The organism is Acaryochloris marina MBIC11017, from assembly GCF_000018105.1.
Lineage (GTDB): Bacteria > Cyanobacteriota > Cyanobacteriia > Thermosynechococcales > Thermosynechococcaceae > Acaryochloris > Acaryochloris marina.
In genome coordinates this window covers 3,062,074-3,082,025 of sequence record NC_009925.1, presented here as the reverse complement: position 1 = coordinate 3,082,025, position 19,952 = coordinate 3,062,074, and the positions used below count along the sequence as shown (strand labels likewise).

Sequence of the window (19,952 nt, the reverse complement as noted above, 5' to 3'; positions counted from 1 at the left end):
GCCAGCTACCGCTGACATACATGGCTAGGATCATCGGCTCGCTCTGCAAACTCCATCCCTCGCGCCAAGCGCCAGGCAAAAATGGGCGGCAAGCCCTTGTCAACAATGGCTGCACAGGTCTTCTCGTAGTCATAAGGCACCTCCCGAAGGGTGACCTGGGCCGTATCGGTGTCATAGAGAACGTAAGTCGCATTGGGACGTCCATGGCGGGGTTCTCCCACGGATCCGGCATTGATAATTCGCTTCAAGGACGCCGTGAACTGGTGCTGCTGGTCGTCTTGTCCCGGTTGGTGAACGCGCACGGAGAGCTTGCCATCCTCTAGCTCCCGCACATAGGGAACATGGGTATGGCCACAGAACAAGACATCTGCGTCGGTGGAGACTACCCGCTCTAGGGCAGCAAATCCATCCATGCTAGGCAGTAAATATTCATGCTGACTGTTGGGACTCCCGTGGACAAAGACCATATTCTCAGCCTGCAGGGTCATGGGGAGTTGGGCTAGATAGTCCCGCACCTCTGGATGGATGACTTGGTTCGTCCATTCATGGGCCTGCCTTCCCCGCTTCTCTGCGATCAAGGAAGGATAGCTACATTCACAGGCATTGAGACCTTCGACCACATCTTCGTCCCAGCAGCCTTGACAGGTGGGAATATCGAGGGAACGAATCATCTCCACTACAGCATTGGGGTGGGGACCATAACCGACTAAATCACCCAGACAGTAAATTTGGTCGGCTTGATGCTGATCAATATCAGAGAGCACGGTATTCAGGGCCTCATAATTGCCATGAATACAGGAAATCACCGCAAGTTTCATACTGAACGATTTTATAAAGGGCTTAAGGTTATGCAGGGCTTAAGGCTTGGTATTGCTGTTGATAATAGGCAATGATTTGATCAGTTAGGCCTCCATCCAAGAGGGTTTCGGAGATGATTTTAGGCTGTAGATTGTTGCCTATGACTTCAATCCCACTCCAGCGGTCGGGTCGTCCCTCTAGCCAACGAGGAATATTGAGTTCGGTATATTCAACCCCCTCTAGCCCGGCCACAAAATCAATATAAAGGGCTTGGCCATCGGGCATCTCAAAGATACCTTTCAAACGATCAACATCACCATAGGCTCCCTCGATCAGTTCCGTCAGCACGACCTCTAAGCTTGCAGGATCAAAGACTTGCCCCTGCAAGGGGGCGTGCCATCGCTCAGAGGGCTGGGTTACATTTGGAATCGTAATTTTGTTTCCTGGAACAATCTCATCTGCCCATTCGTGCCAGGCAGAATCTTGAAGATAAGGCGGCAGTAAAGCCACGTGATGACAAGGAAGCGCCTTCGGCAGGAGAGGTTCTATGGGCTGAGGAAAATCTAGCTCTAGATAGATGATTGCTCCGTCGGGCAGGGAGGAGAACATCTGAGGAGCCTGCAGATCAGACATCACCTGGGTCCTAGGGAAAGAATAGCCAATCCGTATTAAGTCAACGGAGCTCCGGTCTAGGTCTGGATAGAAATAAAAGAAGGGAGCCGTTTCAATTTTTAAAAACTGGTTAATCCAGGTGGTTTTACCACTGCCACAGGGGCCAGCGACGGCTATAACAGAAGGACTATTCATGGGGCAAGACACTGATGGAGCTGATGTTGTAATTCTTCTTCATCTAGGTTACGGCCAATGCACACCAGTTGGTTTCTGGGAGGATCTTGCCAAGCCTCATCCTGAAGTTGGCTCCGCTTACCACTGAGTTGAAAGAGATGTCTGTGGGGACTTTCGTCAAACCAGAGAACCCCTTTTGCTCGAAAGACTTCTGAGGGGAGCTGATAGTCCAAAAATTTCTGAAATTTTCTTAAGCTAAAGGGGCGATCGCTTTCAAAGGGGACAGCGACAAACCCGTCATTCTGCAGATGCTGGACTCCTGAGGGGGAGTCTGTTGACATGTCCTCGGAATAGAGATCCACATCCAAAACGCTGGAAAGAGGAACTTGACCATAGGTCATCGGTAATATCCTGGCCTGGGGCTTGAAGCGCTGAATTTCTGTTTCTACAGACCTAAGCTGTTCGTCATCCACTAGATCAGTTTTATTCAGCAGGATGATGTCGCCATGTTGAATTTGGGCAAGAGCAGCCTGACTTTGGAAATACTCAGCTGTAAAGGTCTCAGCATCCACAACGGTCAGGATTGCATCCAACCGGGTTAAGCTCCAGAGTTCAGTCGCTCTAAAGGTGAGCATCAGTGGATAGGGATCGGCCACCCCAGATGTTTCCAAGAAAATGGCATCTAGCCCCCGTTTTCCGGCAGACGTTTGCATTTGGTTATAGGCCAAAACCCGTCGGAAGGCCATCAGAAAATCATCTCTGATCTGGCAGCAGATACAGCCGTTAGACAAGGCCACCAGATCTTCATCTACGGTCACCAGAATTTGGCTATCAATGTCAATGGCTCCAAATTCATTGACAAACACCGCCGCGCGTCGATCCCTCAGATGGCGCATTAGATGGTTCAGCAGAGTGGTTTTACCACTCCCCAAAAAGCCCGTGATCAGGGTGACGGGCAGACGGTATTCAAAGAGTCCAGGGACGGGAAGCATAGTGCTGATCGGCTGAAGCCGGAACTAGCGAATGGCGGGTGCGTGGGCAACCAAGTTAAAGAACTCTTGGCGGGTGCGGGCATCACTGGAAAAGACGCCTCGCATCGCGCTGGTGGAGGTCCACGATCCGGGTTTTTGTACCCCACGCATCACCATACACATATGGCTTGCTTCTACCACGACAGCTACCCCTTGGGGCTTCAGGAGACCCTGTAAGGCATCAGCAATTTGGGCGGTTAACCGTTCTTGGACCTGAAGTCGCCGAGCATACATTTCACAGATGCGGGCGATTTTCGACAGGCCAATCACTTTGCCGTTGGGGATATAGGCCACATGGGCTTTGCCGATGATGGGCAAGATGTGATGTTCGCAGGAACTAAAGAGGTCAATATCGCGCACCAGTACCATTTCATCTAGATCTTCGGAGAAGACGGCCCCATTTAGCAATTCATCCAGGGATTGCTGATAACCCGAAGACAGAAATTTTAAAGATTTAACCACTCGCTTAGGGGTATCTCGCAGGCCTTCGCGATCGGGATCTTCACCCATACCCAGCAACAACGTGCGGACGGCGGCCTCCATTTCGGCCTCCGAGACGATGGGCTGAGCTTCAGTGGTAAGCGTCTCAGGGACAAATGAAGGGATGGAAGGCACGGTCATACAAACTCCTAATGCGGAAAGGGATAAGAGGAACTTCGAGATCCAGTCGGCTTTAATCCAAAAGCAAACTGACATTATACAGATATAATGATAATCATTATCATATGCTTAAGCAACCCTTCACCCTTCCCTTCAAGCCTCTATGTCTACTGCTTCTTCGACCCTGTCAGCGCCCAATTCCACTGAACAATTGCAGCGACTCCGCCACACCTGCGCCCATGTGATGGCCATGGCGGTGCAGAATCTGTTTCCGGAGACGAAGGTGACGATTGGTCCAACGACAGAGACCGGTTTCTACTATGACTTTGACCGGGACCAGGCATTTACGCCAGAAGATTTAGATGCCATATCAACTCAGATGCGGCGGATTATCAAAGCCAATTTGCCCATCATCCGCGAACAAGTGGATCGCGATCAGATGCAGGCCGAACTGGAACAGTTGCAAGAACCCTACAAATTAGAAATATTGGCCCAGATTCCGGCGGGGGAAACCATTACCCGCTATTTTATTGGCAGTCCTGACACGGGACGGACCCAACATCCCGAGGCGGAAGCCTCACTCATTGAGCCTCTACCAGTGGCCCCCAATGAATTTTGGTGGGATCTGTGCTCGGGTCCCCATCTCAACAGTACGGGGGAACTGCACTCTAAGGCCTTTATGCTCGAAAGCGTCGCCGGAGCCTACTGGCGTGGCGATGAAACCCAAGCGCAGCTACAGCGGATTTATGGAACCGCCTGGGAAACACCGAAGCAGTTAAAAGCTTACCTGCACCAAAAAGAAGAAGCCCAGCGTCGAGACCATCGCCTGTTGGGCAAAAATCTGAAGCTTTTTAGTATTGAAGACAACGCTGGCGGAGGACTGGTCTTTTGGCATCCCCGAGGGGCTCGAATTCGCCAGGTCATTGAAACCTACTGGCGACAAGCGCATACACAGGGGGGATATGAGTTGCTCTATACCCCTCATATGGCCAACCTGGATCTGTGGAAGACCTCGGGTCATTTCGACTTCTACCGGGACAGCATGTTTGATCAAATGGAAGTGGAGACCCAGGCCTATCAGATCAAACCCATGAACTGTCCCTTTCATGTGCTCACCTATCAGCACGACCTCCACTCCTATCGAGAGTTTCCCCTGCGGTGGGCGGAGTTAGGGACGGTCTATCGGTACGAACGCTCCGGGACCTTACATGGACTGATGCGGGTCCGGGGCTTTACCCAAGACGATGCCCATATTTTCTGTCTACCGGATCAGGTGGCCGATGAGATTTTGGCGGTTCTGGATCTAACCGAAACGGTGTTGTCGGACTTTGGCTTTCGGGATTATGAGGTTAATCTCTCAACCCGGCCTGATAAATCAGTGGGTAGCGATGAGATTTGGGACTTGGCCACCCAGGACTTGCGCACGGCCCTAGACCGTAAAGGCTGGGAGTACCTGACGGATGAAGGCGGGGGTGCCTTTTATGGACCGAAGATCGATCTCAAGATACGGGATGCGATCGGACGGCTGTGGCAATGCTCCACAATTCAGGTGGACTTTAACTTACCCGAGCGCTTCAAGATGGAATATGTCGCTGCAGATGGAACGCGGCAACGTCCCATTATGATTCATCGGGCCATTTTCGGGTCTTTAGAACGATTCTTCGGCATTTTAATCGAGAATTATGCAGGGGATTTCCCCCTATGGCTAGCCCCCGTACAAATTCGGCTACTCGTTGTCAGTGATGCCCAACGCCCCTATGCCCTTGAAGTCTTAGAGCAGCTTCAGCAGAAGGGTTTTCGGGCTGAAATCGATCAGACGGGAGAGCGTTTAGGAAAACAAATTCGCCAGTCCGCCCTGGAAAAAATTCCGGTGGTCGCCGTGGTGGGTCAAAAAGAAGTCGAAGCCCAGACCCTCAATATTCGAACTCGGCATTCAGAAGAGCAGGAGCTATTGAAGCTCCCCGAACTGTGCGAAAAAATGCAGTCTGCCATTGATGCCAAACAACACATTTAGAGTAGGAAAAATGATGAACGTTGCCTATCAGCCCTGCAGCTCAGATCAGCCCCAGCAGAGAACATTTCTCAGAATCAAGAATGCGATCGGAATGCTGCTGGGCTGCTGCTTACTATTAAGTCTTTTTTATACCCCCGTTCTAGCTGAAACTGCCTGCCCAACCGTGGCCCCAGGAGAGATTGCCGATTTGTTTGAGCAGTGGGATCAATCCCTGCAAACCGGTCGACCGAGTGAAGTGGTCAAAACCTATGCCCCTGATGCCATTCTGGTGCCTACGGTTTCCAACCGAGTTCGACATACCCCTGCTGAAATTGAAGATTACTTCAAAGGCTTTCTGGCCCTTAAGCCGGATGGGCGGATCGTGGAGCAAAATATCCAGGTTTTTTGTGATCTGGCCGTTAATTCGGGTCTCTATGCCTTTGCAGTGGTCAAAGAAGGCCAACCTTCCGATCTGATGGCAAGATTTACCTTTGTCTATCGCAAAATTGGCGATCGCTGGCTCATTGTGGATCACCACTCCTCCGGCATGCCGGAAAAAATGTCCTAAGAATAACTACTGTTTAACTGTTTTGCCCAATCCCTGAGAACTACCATGCCCCTCCCCTTTGCTCAGCGTACCTCTGTCGAAGAAGTTGAAGAAGGATCGCTGCTTTCCCCCAAATTTGATTCAGACGGTTTAATGCCTGTGGTGACGACTGATGCCCAGACAGGTGAACTATTGATGCATGCCTATATGAATCAAACTGCGCTGATGAAAACGATTGAAACGGGAGAGGCCCATTACTACAGCCGCAGTCGCCAGACCCTCTGGCATAAAGGGGCGACTAGTGGCTTGGTTCAGTATGTCCAGCAGTTACTGATTGATGATGATCAAGACTGTCTGTGGATGCGGGTGACTGTTGCGGGCTCTGGAGCCAGTTGCCATGTGGGTTATCGATCCTGTTTTTATCGTCAAATTCCCGTGGGGACAGAAGCCGTGGATAGTTCCTCTCCCATTGCTTTGACTTTCACTGAAGCTGCTAAAACCTTTGACCCTCAACAGGTCTATGGGGATGCCCCTAATCCGACGCAGCTTTGAAGGGTTCAGCCGACTTTAAACCAATGGAGTATTAAAGATGCCTCTACGTCAGCAACCTTCGCCTCCGACTCCTTGGGATCGAGGGTTAGATCAGCCTCAAATTCATGAATCAGCCTATGTGCATCCCTCAACGAGTTTGATCGGAGATGTTCGTCTGGGGCATCAGGTCTTAATTGCTCCCGGCACGTCCATTCGAGCAGACGAAGGGATGCCCTTTTACATCGGTGGGAACACCAATATTCAGGATGGTGTGGTCATCCATGGCTTAGAACGAGGGCGAGTCACTGGAGATGATGGTGAGTCCTACTCGGTCTGGATTGGTGAACATACCTGCATTACCCATATGGCTTTGATTCACGGACCTGCCTATATTGGTGATGATTGCTTTATCGGCTTTCGATCAACGGTATTTAATGCAAAGGTCGGGCACCGCTGTATTGTGATGATGCATGCACTGATCCAGGATGTGGAAATTCCACCGGGAAAATATGTTGGATCAGGGGTTGTAATTACCAACCAAAGCGAGGCTGACCGACTACCGGATGCCAAGACCACCGATCATCGTTTTTCTCATCATGTGGTGGAGATCAATCGAGCCTTACTGGCAGGCTACCGATGTGCAGACGATGTTGCCTGTACTACACCGCTGAACAATGGCCATCGCTCTGAGACAGCTCGACCCCAGACTGACAGGCTCCAAGAACAGCTGAGCGCTGAAGTGCTGGAACAGATTCTGGGTCAACTTCGGTTGGGGAATCAAATTGGCATTGAACAGGCCGATGCTAGACACTTTAAGGTTGGATCTTGGCAAAGTTGTCCACCCCTTGAAGGGACCTATCCACAGCAAGTTCTGGATAGTCTCAATCGCAGAATGACGGAATATCAGGGTAACGCAGTGCGAGTCTTTAGCATCGACTCCCATAAGCAACGGGTGATGGAGTGGCTCTTGCAAAGGCCTATTCCTTCTTAGTGCATTTCTCAGGAGAAGAGCCAAGCTATGCGCAATAGCCGATCTCAGTCCATTGCATCCTTAACGATGGTAAAAGCTGGGTAATCTCGTCGCTTGTCAAACTCAGAGACCCATCACTTTACCGCCAGGTTGCAAGAGCCAGAACGTCGGGTTGCAAAAAAGAATGATAATCATTATCATTTTGAGAATATCTTACGCAAGCGGTTCAATCTATTCCGGGTGGCTCATCTCGCTAGCGACTACCCATGACGTTTAAGTATGGCATCGCCCATCATGACTCAACATGCTCTATTCGTCTGTCGGTCCTGTGCCTTCTCGCCGACCCAACGGGATTACAGAGGACAACGCGGTGGTTATTACCTACTTAGCAGCTTACGACAGCTTCAGGAGCAATCACCTCTACCGCCTGAGTTCAAGATCGAAGCGGTGGACTGCCTAAGTGCCTGCAATCGCCCCTGCACCATTGCCCTAGCAGCAGCAGGGAAAAACTCCCTAATGTTTGGTGACCTACTGCCCCTAGACAGTGCCGCAGCAGTTTTGCAACTGGCCCGCCAATATTATTCCAGTTCAGATGGCATCGTTCCCCGTCAGCATCGTCCAGAGTCGCTGCAAAAAGGGATTCTAGCGAGGATTCCCTACCCCAGTCTGTAATCGCGCATCCGAACTCTGTTCCATGACTCAATGGGTTGACCCTCTACCTTGCATCCCACAGGAGACTATTTTATGCAGATCTGTCAATTCAACTTGCTCTGTTCAGATCACTCATCTGAGCTAATCATTCTGGAAATGCCATTGAGCAAGCGCTGTTTCCGGGCGATTTTCTAAATATTTAGAGCCAATCCAGGCATCTATCTAGAGATTGATACCCCGGAAATAGCGCATTGCTAGCTGAGGACACCAGATCCGTTCGGCTCTAAGTTGCGTCTTCGGCACATCCCTAAATCTAGGTCTTTATGCATGATGTCCTCACTGATCACATCCACATACGCCACGACTCACCAACAAGAGACTAGCCCTGTCGTTCGGACGTTTAAGCGGCGGGAATGTTTACCCATGATTCAGAACCTTCTCTGGAAAATTGATACGGGTATGGTTCGCAGCATTACTCTTCACGAAGAGGGTGATATTACCACTCTGGGACTCTGGGGCGCGGGAGATATTATTGGGCATCCGTTCGCTGGCATTGAACCTTACCAAGCTGAATGTCTGGGCACTGTTCGAGTCCATCGACTATTGATCGATGACTACCAAGCACTGGAAGAGGCTATGTGGTTTCACATTCAACAAAGTCAAGCCTTGCTCACCATGCATCATGGGTCAGTTCAAACGCGCTTTAGTCGGTTTCTCAATTGGTTAGCTGACCGATTTGGCCAGCGGTCTGAAGACGAATGCTTTATCCCGCTTCCCCTCACTCATCAAGATATTGCTGAAGTCATTGGCTCCAGCCGAGTTACGGTGACGCGATTAATCGGGGAGTTCGAGAGAGAAGATACCCTGTCTTGGTCAAAAAAAGGCTGCGTCTTGCGTCATCATTCTGGTCCTAAACCAAAGCCTGTCGAGTATCCCTTCAGACGTCGTTAACGGCGGAATGATTGATGAAGTAACCGCTTGACAAGATGTTCACCCTCACTCCTTCGCCATTGTCGATGCCCCTACTTAAGCCCCTAGCAGAACTGAGTCACCATCATCAGCTATCGGATTACATTACTGCGATCGCATGGTCGCCCGTTGGCAATACCCTGGCGGTGACGTCGGGGGCAGGAGAGGTTCTTTTGCTGCACAACGATAGCGATCTATTGCTTCAAGACGCCAATGGCCTATCCATCGATGACATCGCCTTCTCCGCTGATGGCCAGTGGTTAGCAGCCGGTGGCCAAGCAGGGCAGATTAACCTCTGGCCAATGACGATAGAGATGGCGACAGAGAAAGCCCCAGCCACAAAGACCCTAACGGGAGACTCTGCCTGGATTGACCGGCTCCAGTGGCATCCCCACCACAACTTACTCGCCTTCAATCGAGGGAAGACGGTGCAAATTTGGGATGCTGATAGAGCTGAAATGCTGACTACTCTTGAACTCGCTGCCCAAGTTCAAGACATTGGCTGGTCGCCTGATGGACAACATCTTGCGGTGGCAGCCAATACCCTAGTCCACATTTGGCGGATTCCACAGTGGGATCACCCTCTCCATCAATGGGAACTGATGGCTCCAGCAATGTCTTTATCCTGGTCGCCGGAAGGGGCTTATCTCGCAACAGCAAATCAAGACTTAAGTGTCAGTATTCTAACGTGGGCCAAGGTGTCCTTTATCAATCAGGCTTCCACTGCGGAAGATGATTTACCAACCCTCATTCGGGGCTTCCCTGGTAAAATCCGCCAACTGGCTTGGGCTGATGTACCTGATGCAGATCGCTCCCCTATTTTAGCGGCTGCAACCCGTGAACTGGTAGCGATGTCGATGCTGGTACCCGACGAAGGCTGGCAAAGTTGGATATTAGATAGCCACACTGCAAACGTCTTAGATATTGCCTTTCAGCCCCAAACAGGTCTGCTTGCCTCTCTATCTGAAGATGGTTGGGTCATTTTGTGGAAAGCAGCGATTGAGGCTGCTCAGATGCTCGATGGAGCGATGGACGGATTTTCATGTTTGGCTTGGCACCCCACTGGACAGTGTCTCGCCGCAGGGGGGCAACGGGGTGAAGTTTTAGTTTGGTCCGTTGACTTGGGTTATGAAGGTTTGGGTTATGAAAACGACGAATGGGGGCTGGACTGAGCATGACCCTGTTAGATTGGCCTATTTTTGGTATCCATATTAGCTGTCCGATTTGCCGCCGACAGAGTCCAGCCCTGATGCTAACCGAGGCGTATCTTTGCCCGAGTCATGGGGTCTTTGAAGCCGATCCGGTAACGGGCAGTCTCGTTCACCTCGATACGGAGCGATGTTGGTATCCCTGGCAGGGCAATTGGTATCAGCAGCACCGCAACCCAGAAGGGCTAAAGATAGAAGTTTTCCAAGTGCTTGATCACCTGCATTACCAGGGTTTTCGGGCGGTTAAACTGACCCTTGCTCGCCGATATGAAGCACTAGTCCAGCCCCATTTAGAATTCCAATCTGATTGGTGGCGACAAATTTACTATGCGAAACCCCGGCTCTATGGGCTGCCTTTAGAATTTAGCCCTGTCATTGATGCTGATTCTCGCTGGCAGGTGATTAATTTTGAGTTCTCTACAGAATTTGGCCCACCAGCTTATGCTTACCCGTTCTGTACCAGATGGGATGGGGGTTTTGGTAAGTCAACATAAGGGTCGGTGGGATGGGCATTGAATCGTTGCCATACCCCTTTATCACTCAATGCAGACATCGCAGTGATTGTAGCAGTCTGTTAATTCCCTTGTGATTGCTGTTAACTCAAGGACTTATCAGTCATTACGCGATTGCGCCCACTTGTTTTAGCCGCGTACATTGCTTTATCTACCCGCTGTAATAAGCTTCCAATGGTGTCATTGGACTTTATCAAACTCACACCGAACGATGCTGTGACACTGCCTGCGGGTTCAATCTCTTCCGAGGCAATGGCTAGTCGTAACTCCTCCGCAATCCGTTCGATCGCTTCAGCCCCAACATGCTGCAATACGACGAAAAACTCTTCGCCTCCCCAACGGGCAAGGCAATCAGTCTTGCGCAAAACTTGGCTACAGCGCATTGCTACGGCTACCAAGACAATATCGCCCGCCTGATGTCCGTAAGTATCGTTGATGCGTTTGAAATGATCGATATCAAATAAAATCACCCCACTCTTGGAAGCTGCATCCGCTACACAGGTAGAGAGAAACTCTTCGGCCACACGGCGATTGTAAAGTTGAGTGAGTGAATCTCTTTCTGAAAGTATTTGCATGAGCGCTCGTTCATCCTGTAAGGATGTGAGCCTCTGTTGTAATACGCGATGAAAGGGAACAAGGGTTGAAACAACCCCCGTGATCGGGCCGAGTGTCAAAGCCATTTCCATGCCGCGAGGACTCCAGAGCTCGGTCGGGTGAGCTATCAGATAGACCAGAACAGGTAAGGAGACGACAAGCCAAACCACAACAGCAGTGGTGATAACGGTCTGCGGAGTGGCAAATATAAACATGATGACGATGATGGCCATCGGAAAACTGCTCATTGGTGGCAAACGATCGACCAGCGTGACGTCGGGTAAGTAAATGGCTTGCCCAAGAGAAGTCCAGACTGGAAAAGCAGCTCCTCCCAAAAAGATTGTGATTAAGCTAACCCTCATTACTTTTTGCAGGCTTTCAGGGCGTAGATACAGCCAACACCACAGAAATGAAAAGACTAGAAACATCAGGGGAGGGAGGACCAGATCCATTAGATATGGGTCAGGTTCCAAATAATGATGGATAAGCGTCGCTGATCCCGCCGACATGACAGCGATCGCTAGGGTAGCTAGGGCAGTTCTTCGAATAAATGTTTCATCAGTGTGTAACATAACGTTTTGCGCTTCAGGGGACGGCATTGGGTTCTGAGATGTAGATCTAGATATCGCTCCGTTCCGTTGCAAACACTGGTAATATTGCCTAGATAAATTTACTGACTGCGACCCTATCCAAACGCGAGTTGATGAGGTTGCTTTTGACATTGTGTTAGATGGGCACATCCAGCATCGCCAGACATGCAATCTAAGTTGAATCCGTCAGGAATGAGAAGCCAAACTTACTTAATGAGCAGAATTCCCCCTATTATTTTTCCCCTCTTAGAACGTGTTTGAACAGATTTAGGCAGGCCTTCTGACCATTGCCGTGTAGAGCACCATCTCACTAGTAGGGGTATGGCAACGACTCGATACTGTTGGCGAATTTAAGTCCAGCTCTAAATCAATGAGATCTCGGTGATTTAGCCTAGAAGCTGAGAGCGAACTGACTGAGTTTGAGGCTCAATTCAGGAATTCGCCAACAATATCACGATTCATACAAAACAAAGGTCATGCTGCTCTTAAAGTCTTGTATATCAGTACTTTCATGATGTGATCTGCTTGCTTTTCTTTAAGATTAGGAGATCAGTTTTAGGATCTCTGACAGTTCAACTCAATCGTTATCTTCAGCTAGGTAGCTCATGGGTACCTAAAACTCTCTCTGATGCTAAGTTTTATGGGTAACCCAAGACTGATGCTACTTGCAGCTAGGACTTCTAGGCTCTAATGAGTGAGTACTCTTTCAAACACAAAGATTGCCTTGTTCGCATGGATCGCTCGACTCAGGTTCTATCCGTCGAGGTTAATGAGCGAGAGACAAGGCTGCGACCTCGCGATTGCAACCGCCTCGCATTCAGGTCAAACGATGATAGAGAAGCAATCCCCCTATTTTCATTTCACTCAGGACCCTTTGAACCTAGCCCTGCCCCTACCATTGCTGAAGAGGTCAGCGGAAAAACTGTCCCTTTAATGGCGTTTGCGTATAAAGCAAAACGCTTCAACGACTGGCTCTATGGCACCTTAGATCGTTCTGCCTTCCTTAGTGATTCTCCTGTCCTGGGTCGGCAAGCTTTGGTGAGCCAATTACGTGTAGCCCTAGACGATACAGCAGATCGAGTTGATCTCAAGGCTATGCTCTGTGCGGCTGAATATTTGGGTGGTGGGTCTGACCTCTCTCACCTCCCAGGCGAACTCCGGCTACGGGTCAAACAAGCACTGAAAGAGTTTGAGGCGAAACCGCTGGTGTCCCGTCCCATTGGGTTTTATTCAGCATCAGAGTCATTGCGCCGCCTTTTTCAGCATGATCGCATGTTGCAGCAGCCACTTGATCGCAATGCTGCACAAGTTTTGAGAGATGCAATTACACAAGCTCAACTGTTGAATGCATATCGCTGGCACCTTCAAGCCAATGAACAATTGACAGGACAATTTGCTGTTCCGTCCGTAATGGCTGAGTTATCTCCTGAAAATCAATATGCGTTGTTCCCACCTTCTAGGGCACCGGAGACCGATTTAATCAAGCAGCTCTATGGCAATGTCCCCATTCCTGATGACTTTTGCCTACTCGATGAAGTCATTGTACGGGTCAAAGGGGGACGCTTAGATCTGAGTCCAGCAGAAGACGATGGCTGGTATTTGCGAGAACTCTATGCTTTGGAAGCCCTGCTGAATCCGAGTTGCGATCGCCTTCGAGTCGGTCCTAAATATGGTGAAACGCTAGAGCAGCTCTTCAAGGGCCTCATGTCCCTGGCGCGCGAAACCCACATCAAGCAGCTTGAATCCCCCTACGCAGGCGGTGCCATGCTGAACTTGGCGATTATGCCTCATCTCCGGCTAGAACCTGTGCCACGTTACTACGAGCGCATGGCTCATAACTATGGCTGGTTACTGGATGGTTTAGTGGAGCTATGGGGTGAATCAGCATTGACCCGTGAGGTTCGCAATCGCAACGATCAACCCACGTGCATCCTAGATTCTCTGACTGAAATGCAAGCGCTCTTCTCTGGCGCAGCAGCGCTCTGTCGGGAAGACTTAGGGTTCCCAACGCCACCGATGGATGCGGTAGGATGCATGTCTCGGGGGCAGGCTCGCAAGTTTTTAAGCAATTGGAAACACGAGCCAGACCTTCTGGCCGACTGCAGAATGATGGTGCCGCTCTACCATGACGTTATGCGGAAAAAGACGCGGGTTTCGGTGGTATGTGGTGTGCTGAGTCAAAAAATATCCGTACAGTTTGAGCAAAAGCCACAGGTCCAGATTACTGATGCAACAGGTAGATCTGTGAATACTGATATCACGTGGTTGTCTTCTGCATACACATCAGTTTATCCGGTGCAATTTGAGTGTGATGTTTCAGATGTTCTTGATCGCGAAACCTTTCAGAATTTAGCAGATCAGCATCCTGTGCCTAGTGAACTAAAAGCTGTTCTTAAAGCCCTTTGACGCTTTCCCCCAACCCTAACGAGAAAGTAGACATTAGACGATCTCTAGCAAAAAATCAGGGAGAACATCTTCTCCTGACAGGGTAGCCGGAAGCTGAACCACTTCCACGGCTTGCCCTGTTCGATAAATCTCCACTGTTCGATCCTGGGGGTTAATCAACCATCCCAACCTCAAACCACTTCCAAGATACTCCTGCATTTTTTCTTGAAGCGGCTTCAATCTATCGCTTTCTGATGGCCGAAGGCCGGTCGGAGACCATCGCAGCTCAATCACAAAGTCAGGACAGATGGGTGGAAACCGCTTCTTCTCATCAGCAGATAGTGCATCCCAGCGATCTTGACGGATCCAGGCCGCGTCGGGAGAGCGATCTCCCCCACCCGGTAGCTTAAATACCGTAGAGGAACTAAATACCTTCCCCAATCCTGTGCGGCGATTCCAAATGCCTAAATCAATGATGTAGTCTGCTTCTTTTTCGCCACTTTCACCACCCACTGGAGGCATAATGATTAACTCCCCTGACCGACTGCGCTCCATTGCCACATCTTTGTTGTCCATACAAAGTTGGTAGAACTGGTCATGGGTCAACGTTATTAACGACTCCAGGTTGAGTGTAATAGCAGTCATGGCTGTGGCCTGCGCTCTTGCCTTCTTCCCTATCCTATCTATTCTCCCTACTTAATCCCCACATCCGTTTGTATTTTCGAGGTGAACAATCGATAGGCCAATATCATCTGATTCTACTGGCTAGTGTTGGACTGCCCGCCGAGGTAGATTTCACAACGCCCACACAGCAAAATCCCAGCTTGATTTCCCTTCGTATCGTTGCCATATCTCGATGACGTTGACGCAGTGTTAGCTAATCCCAAAAAATATGATAATGATTATCATTATATAAAACCCTGCTGGCAGCAAGTCTATCGATGAAACAGACAACTTCTTCCTATGACGTGGTGATAGTCGGTGCAGGGCCAGCCGGAGTAGGTTGTGCTGTTGTGTTGCAGGAGCTGGGCCTGGAAAACTTTATCTTGTTGGAACGGCAGCAGGTCGGAGCCTCCTTTAGCCGCTGGCCAGCGGAGATGAACTTGATCACCCCCTCGTTTCCGAGTCATGGTTTTGGCCTACTCGATCTCAATGCCATTACCTTGAAAACATCGCCAGCGATCGCCTTTCGCCGAGAACATATCAATGGCCAGCAGTATGCGCTCTATTTGCAAACGGTGGTCGATCACTTCCAGTTGCCTGTGAAGACAGGAACGGATGTTTTGGCAATTGAACCCCTTTCTCAGTGTCGCGGCTTTATCCTCAAGACTTCTGGCGGAGACGTCAAAACCCAGTTTGTGATCTGGGCTGCTGGAGAATTCCAATATCCAAAGTTAAATCCATTTTTGGGGGCAGACTATTGCATTCACAATTCTCAGATTCGCTCTTGGAAAAATTTGCCAGGGGATGAATTTACGATCATCGGTGGCTATGAAAGTGGTATGGATGCCGCGACCCACTTAGTCGCCTTAGGGAAGAGCGTCAGGGTTTTAGATCGGACTGGGGTGTGGGGGAACCAGGAGACGGATCCGAGTATTTCCTTGTCACCCTATACGCTGCAGCGCGTGATGTTGGCCCATCAAACGGGTCGTCTCGAATTGATCGGCAATGTCTCTATTGAGGAAGTCAAAAAAGTGTCAGAGGGCTATGCCGTCTTCAGCGAATACCAAAAATGGCTGACGGTTCATCCTCCGATTCTCTGTACTGGTTTTGAGACCAGTTTGCAGCAGATTGCATCGCTGTTTCTGTGGTCAGGGGGGCATGCCATTTTGAATGATGAAGATGAGTCTACGCTGACGCCAGGTCTATTTGTGGTTGGCCCTTCAGTCCGTCATCACGATGTTATTTTTTGCTTTATCTATAAATTTCGGCAGCGGTTTGCGGTAGTGGCTGATGCGATCGCACGTCGGTTAGACCTTGACCCTGCACCTTTAGAAATCTACCGCCAGCAAGGCATGTTTCTAGATGACCTGTCTTGTTGCGACAACGACTGTATCTGCTAGCCACTAGACCTCTTGTATGAATCCTACCTGAAGCTGCTCTTACCCTTTATGGATTGCACTCGCCCCCTACAGCCCCCCAATTCTGATACTGCTGGCGACATTTACGTCCAGTTATGTTGGGCGATTATATCGATGGCTTTTACCCTTGCACTCGTCCCCTAAATCCCCCACCAGTGGGGGACTTTACCTATTTCTCCGCACAGATATGCAAAATCAGATTTGAGAGAACAATGCTTGAGATTTTCGGTCCTATTATCCAGCTTAATTATAGGCTCAAAGTCCCCCAGAATGGGGGATTTAGGGGGCTGCAAAAGGCTTTGCTATGTAAACAAATGCTGATTTCGCCAGTGGCTCTACTACTGGGGAGAGAGCAGCGTGATCTTGTCCGATTCTGTTAATGATCCGCCATGCTCCTGCTTACTTCACCAGCCCAGCGCTCGATCGTCGTGATCGGTAAAGAGAATACGGGCAAATCTCAACTGGTTGCCTCCCTTACGGGATGTTTGCCTTATAGCATTAACTTCCGTGGCTCTACGATTGCCTGTGACACCTATGTCGGCGGCGGACTGACAGTTGTAGATACCCCCGGTATTTTGTACCGTTCTGATCGGATCACCACTCAAGCTGCACTGGCACAATTAGAAGCCCATGACACCGTGTTGCTAGTGATCAAAGCAACCCATGTGGATGAAGATCTAGCGGATTTATGGCCCTTGGTAGTGGGGAAGCGGGGCATTGTCGTGATCACGTTTTGGGACAAAGCGTCTCAAGCTGGGTTTACCCAGCAGATTGTTCAATGCTGGGACCAAACCTCGAATCTGGCGTTTATCCCCGTTGATGCAAGACATCTAACCCCAGCCCAGCACCACAACATTCGGGCAGCCTTGCAAGAGCCGACTATATTTTCCTCACGGCAACCTATTCTGGCTGGCTGGCGGATTGAACCGCGACCAACATTATTAGAACATCCACAGTTTGGCTGGTTGGTAGCGATCATTCTCTTACTTCTGCCGACCCTACTTGCGGTTTGGTTTGCCAATAGCTTTGCGGCAGTTGCCGATCCTCTGATGCAAGCGTTGATCCAGCCTCTGATAGACGTTCTGGCTAATATACCTCTGACTTTGCCCAGGGAAATGCTGATTGGGCGTTATGGCTTGCTGACCATGGGACCGTTGCTATGGGTTTGGGCTGTGCCGACCGTTATTCTCTATGCGTTATGTCTGGGAACTTACAAGGCCAGTGGCTTGGTAGAGCGGATCACGGTTGCTCTCCATCCACTGTTGCACCCCTTGGGGTTATCTGGACGGGATCTGGTGCGGGTCGTGATGGGATTTGGCTGTAATGTGCCAGCGGTGATCAGTACCCGTGCCTGTTCGAGTTGCGCTCGCAAAACTTGTATGTCGGCGATTGCCTTTGGTTCCGCCTGTTCTTACCAATTTGGTGCCACGCTAGCAGTGTTTAGTGCAGCCCATCGGCCTGGCTTAGTGATTCCTTACCTGGGTTATCTCACTGTGACAACGCTGGTCTACACTCGCTTGATTGCTCCTAAGTCGGCTCGTTCGCGTCACAACCAGTTGATGATTGAACACCGCACGTTTTTGGAAAGACCCCGCTGGGCCACCATCTGGCGAGAAACCCAAGGTACGCTGTATCAGTTTTTTACCAATGCCATTCCCATTTTTGTGGCCATTACCTTGATCGCATCGATTTTAGATCAGCTGAGTCTTCTGAGTGCTGCTGCATCTATTATTCATCCCCTAATGCAGATCTTTCGCCTCCCACCAGAAGCAGCCTTGCCTATGATTCTGGCCTCTATTCGCAAAGATGGTCTGCTGCTCTTTGCTGAACCTGAAACCCTCTCTGCTCTCACACCGCTGCAAATTCTCACAGGAGTCTACCTGGCAGGTGTCTTGTTGCCTTGTTTGGTCACGGCCCTGACGATTGCCCGAGAACAGTCTCTCCGATTTGCCCTAGCGTTAATGGGTCGTCAGGCAATAGCGGCAACTTGCTTCTCCTTGATCTTGGCTTGGGGTGGGTACTGGTGCTCAGGTGCATTAGCCAACGAGGGCCACCCCTCATCAACATCATCTGATCTGTGGCAGTTTCATGCCATGACTGAGCTGCCTGGTCTACGAGCTAGAACGGAAACTTACGCAAATACAGAATTTTCAAGTTTTTTACCACGCCCTAGACTTTTTGGGTCTGTGCCAAAACTGATTGAAGTAGGGGTTGCAGTTCTATGAAGCACCGGATTTACCCCCTGGATCGTATTGCCATTACTGTGATGGCTATTCTCACCATCTTGATCGGCTTAATCATCATGGGGGGTGACCATGCGGTACCCATTGTTCGAGACTTTAGTTGGCAAGAGAAACGGGTTGGCATGGAAGATACCGCTTTTATCTTGTCGTTTAATCGAACTATGGATTGGCCCAAGGTGGAAGAAAACCTGACCTTAACTCCTGAGTTGCCGGGAAAATTGAGCTGGTCTGGCCGACGACTGGCCTATACGCTGACTGAGCCCATGCCTTATGGGACTGAATTCAAAGTCCAGCTGAGCCAAGTGGAAGAAGTTGGTCTGAGTCCCAATGTCCAGCCCAAGGTGATGCAGCCGTTTGCGGGGACGTTTCGGAGTCGCGATCGCGCCTATGTCTACATCGGAGTTAATGGGGAAGAATCTGGGCGGTTAATTCTTCAGAATTTAACCCAAGACCAAAAAACGATTCTAACGCCTAACGACCTAGTCGTCACAGAATTTAAGCCGTATCCCTATGGCGATCGCATTTTATTCTCTGCTACGGCCAAGCGTCTTGTCTCGGAAGGAGAGTTTAACCCAAAGCTCTACACAGTAACGACAGGGTTACAGGCCAATCCCCCTGATCTAAATAACAGTTCTCAAAAACCCCCAGGTGAGATTGAAGAGGTCTTGGATAACCAGAGATATCAAATTCTCAAATTCGACTTAGCTGCAGACGGCAGCCGAATTGTTGTCCAGCGGGCACTGAAAGAAGGGGCAGGCTTAGGCCAGGTCAGTCTTTGGCAACTGCCTACAGGTAAATCGATCCAGCTGTTGGAGAAGGTCGAAGGAGGCAATTTCTTGATTGCCCCTGATAGCCGATCCCTCGTGATTGCCCAAGGACAAGGACTGGCCATCTTACCCCTAGAAGGCAGTGAAAATGATCAGCCCTTGGAGTTTCTGCCCAAATTTGGGATGGTTTTAAGCTTCGCAAGAGACGGATCAGCCGCTACGATGCTTAAGTTCAACCCCGATTTCACTAAGTCTTTGTTCTTAGTCACGACTCAGGGCCAGCAAACGGAACTGCTCAAGACAAGTGGCTCAATTCTCAGAGCGACCTTTGACCCCAAAAAACAGTTCCTTTACTGCTTGCTGACTCAGGTCAGCGCTGGCGAAGAGTATGTAGAAATCCCTTATCTGGCCACAATTGACTTAGCCACCCAAAAAGAAACTCGGCTCTTAAATCTACCTAATCAGCGTGATACAACTATGGCCCTCGCTCCAGATGGTTCAGCGTTGCTATTCGATCAAGCGATTGAAGCGAGTCCCAACAATCCAGAGATTTCTCAGACGAATCAAGGCAGTTCAGTGACCACCAGTAATCTGTGGATTTTGCCCTTAGACAGTAGTAATCAGCAGCCTGCTTCCGTTGGCTCAGGCATTGACCCACAATGGTTACCGTGAGGGCCACAATTAATCTTCTGTAAT

At 50.0% G+C, this 19,952-nt stretch carries 18 protein-coding genes; 12 read left to right on the top strand and 6 right to left on the bottom strand.

The annotated features are described in order from the left end of the window. Positions 1-5 precede the first annotated feature (5 nt). Genes AM1_RS13885 through folE form a run of 4 tightly spaced genes read right to left on the bottom strand, consistent with a single transcriptional unit; the run spans position 6 to position 3,236 of the window. Complete coding sequence (locus tag AM1_RS13885; protein ID WP_012163486.1) at positions 6-818, bottom strand: metallophosphoesterase family protein; 813 nt, start codon at positions 816-818, stop codon at positions 6-8. A 28-nt stretch (positions 819-846) separates the two neighbouring features. Next, positions 847-1,605, bottom strand: a complete 759-nt coding sequence (locus tag AM1_RS13880; protein ID WP_012163485.1) for a CobW family GTP-binding protein — start codon at positions 1,603-1,605, stop codon at positions 847-849. Beyond that, a complete protein-coding gene (locus AM1_RS13875) occupies positions 1,602-2,576 on the bottom strand; it encodes a CobW family GTP-binding protein (RefSeq protein ID WP_012163484.1) in 975 nt (324 codons plus the stop codon). The genes AM1_RS13880 and AM1_RS13875 overlap by 4 nt, the downstream gene beginning before the upstream one ends. A 24-nt stretch (positions 2,577-2,600) precedes the next feature. After that, the gene (gene folE / locus AM1_RS13870) at positions 2,601-3,236 is read right to left on the bottom strand and encodes a GTP cyclohydrolase I FolE (RefSeq protein WP_012163483.1); all 636 of its coding nucleotides are present in this window, start codon (positions 3,234-3,236) and stop codon (positions 2,601-2,603) included. Positions 3,237-3,378: 142 nt separating this feature from the next. Between folE and thrS the strand changes: the two genes are divergently transcribed. The 8 genes from thrS (at position 3,379) to AM1_RS13830 (ending at position 10,578) form a co-directional block, all read left to right on the top strand. Then, complete coding sequence (gene thrS, locus AM1_RS13865) at positions 3,379-5,229, top strand: threonine--tRNA ligase (RefSeq protein WP_012163482.1); 1,851 nt, start codon at positions 3,379-3,381, stop codon at positions 5,227-5,229. Between the two features lie 10 nt (positions 5,230-5,239). Further along, on the top strand, positions 5,240-5,776 hold the full coding sequence (locus tag AM1_RS13860) for an SgcJ/EcaC family oxidoreductase (RefSeq protein WP_238549255.1): 537 nt from the start codon (positions 5,240-5,242) through the stop codon (positions 5,774-5,776). 45 nt (positions 5,777-5,821) lie between these two features. Further along, positions 5,822-6,307 carry a phosphoribosyl-AMP cyclohydrolase gene (gene hisI / locus AM1_RS13855; RefSeq protein WP_012163480.1) on the top strand — a complete coding sequence of 162 codons (486 nt, stop codon included), beginning with the start codon at positions 5,822-5,824 and terminating at the stop codon, positions 6,305-6,307. A gap of 37 nt (positions 6,308-6,344) precedes the next feature. Then, positions 6,345-7,277, top strand: a complete 933-nt coding sequence (locus AM1_RS13850) for a ribulose bisphosphate carboxylase small subunit (protein ID WP_012163479.1) — start codon at positions 6,345-6,347, stop codon at positions 7,275-7,277. Positions 7,278-7,535: 258 nt separating this feature from the next. Continuing rightward, a complete protein-coding gene (locus AM1_RS13845; RefSeq protein WP_012163478.1) occupies positions 7,536-7,928 on the top strand; it encodes a DUF1636 family protein in 393 nt (130 codons plus the stop codon). A gap of 306 nt (positions 7,929-8,234) precedes the next feature. Beyond that, entirely contained in the window at positions 8,235-8,858 is a 624-nt protein-coding gene (locus AM1_RS13840; RefSeq protein ID WP_012163476.1) for a Crp/Fnr family transcriptional regulator, read from the top strand. 35 nt (positions 8,859-8,893) lie between these two features. Then, positions 8,894-10,048 (top strand): WD40 repeat domain-containing protein, encoded by a 1,155-nt coding sequence (locus AM1_RS13835; RefSeq protein WP_012163475.1) that lies wholly within the window; start codon positions 8,894-8,896, stop codon positions 10,046-10,048. A gap of 2 nt (positions 10,049-10,050) precedes the next feature. Then, positions 10,051-10,578, top strand: a complete 528-nt coding sequence (locus tag AM1_RS13830; RefSeq protein WP_012163474.1) for a TIGR02652 family protein — start codon at positions 10,051-10,053, stop codon at positions 10,576-10,578. Positions 10,579-10,679: 101 nt separating this feature from the next. Here the strand turns inward: AM1_RS13830 and AM1_RS37605 are convergent, their stop codons facing one another. Further along, positions 10,680-11,789, bottom strand: coding sequence for a GGDEF domain-containing protein (locus AM1_RS37605; protein ID WP_187152938.1), 1,110 nt, complete (start codon positions 11,787-11,789; stop codon positions 10,680-10,682). A gap of 681 nt (positions 11,790-12,470) precedes the next feature. Between AM1_RS37605 and AM1_RS13820 the strand changes: the two genes are divergently transcribed. Then, on the top strand, positions 12,471-14,186 hold the full coding sequence (locus AM1_RS13820; RefSeq protein ID WP_148215741.1) for a hypothetical protein: 1,716 nt from the start codon (positions 12,471-12,473) through the stop codon (positions 14,184-14,186). Between the two features lie 33 nt (positions 14,187-14,219). Here the strand turns inward: AM1_RS13820 and AM1_RS13815 are convergent, their stop codons facing one another. Next, positions 14,220-14,810: a Uma2 family endonuclease gene (locus AM1_RS13815; protein WP_012163471.1), complete on the bottom strand. Its 591-nt coding sequence runs from the start codon at positions 14,808-14,810 to the stop codon at positions 14,220-14,222. Positions 14,811-15,106: 296 nt separating this feature from the next. On the opposite strand from AM1_RS13815, the gene AM1_RS13810 reads away from it, so the two are divergent. The 3 genes from AM1_RS13810 (at position 15,107) to AM1_RS13800 (ending at position 19,928) form a co-directional block, all read left to right on the top strand. Beyond that, positions 15,107-16,228: an NAD(P)/FAD-dependent oxidoreductase gene (locus AM1_RS13810; protein ID WP_012163470.1), complete on the top strand. Its 1,122-nt coding sequence runs from the start codon at positions 15,107-15,109 to the stop codon at positions 16,226-16,228. 407 nt (positions 16,229-16,635) lie between these two features. Continuing rightward, complete coding sequence (locus AM1_RS13805) at positions 16,636-18,471, top strand: nucleoside recognition domain-containing protein (protein WP_012163467.1); 1,836 nt, start codon at positions 16,636-16,638, stop codon at positions 18,469-18,471. Beyond that, positions 18,468-19,928, top strand: coding sequence for a WD40 repeat domain-containing protein (locus AM1_RS13800; protein ID WP_012163466.1), 1,461 nt, complete (start codon positions 18,468-18,470; stop codon positions 19,926-19,928). Before AM1_RS13805 ends, AM1_RS13800 begins: the two co-directional genes overlap by 4 nt. Positions 19,929-19,952: the final 24 nt, after the last annotated feature.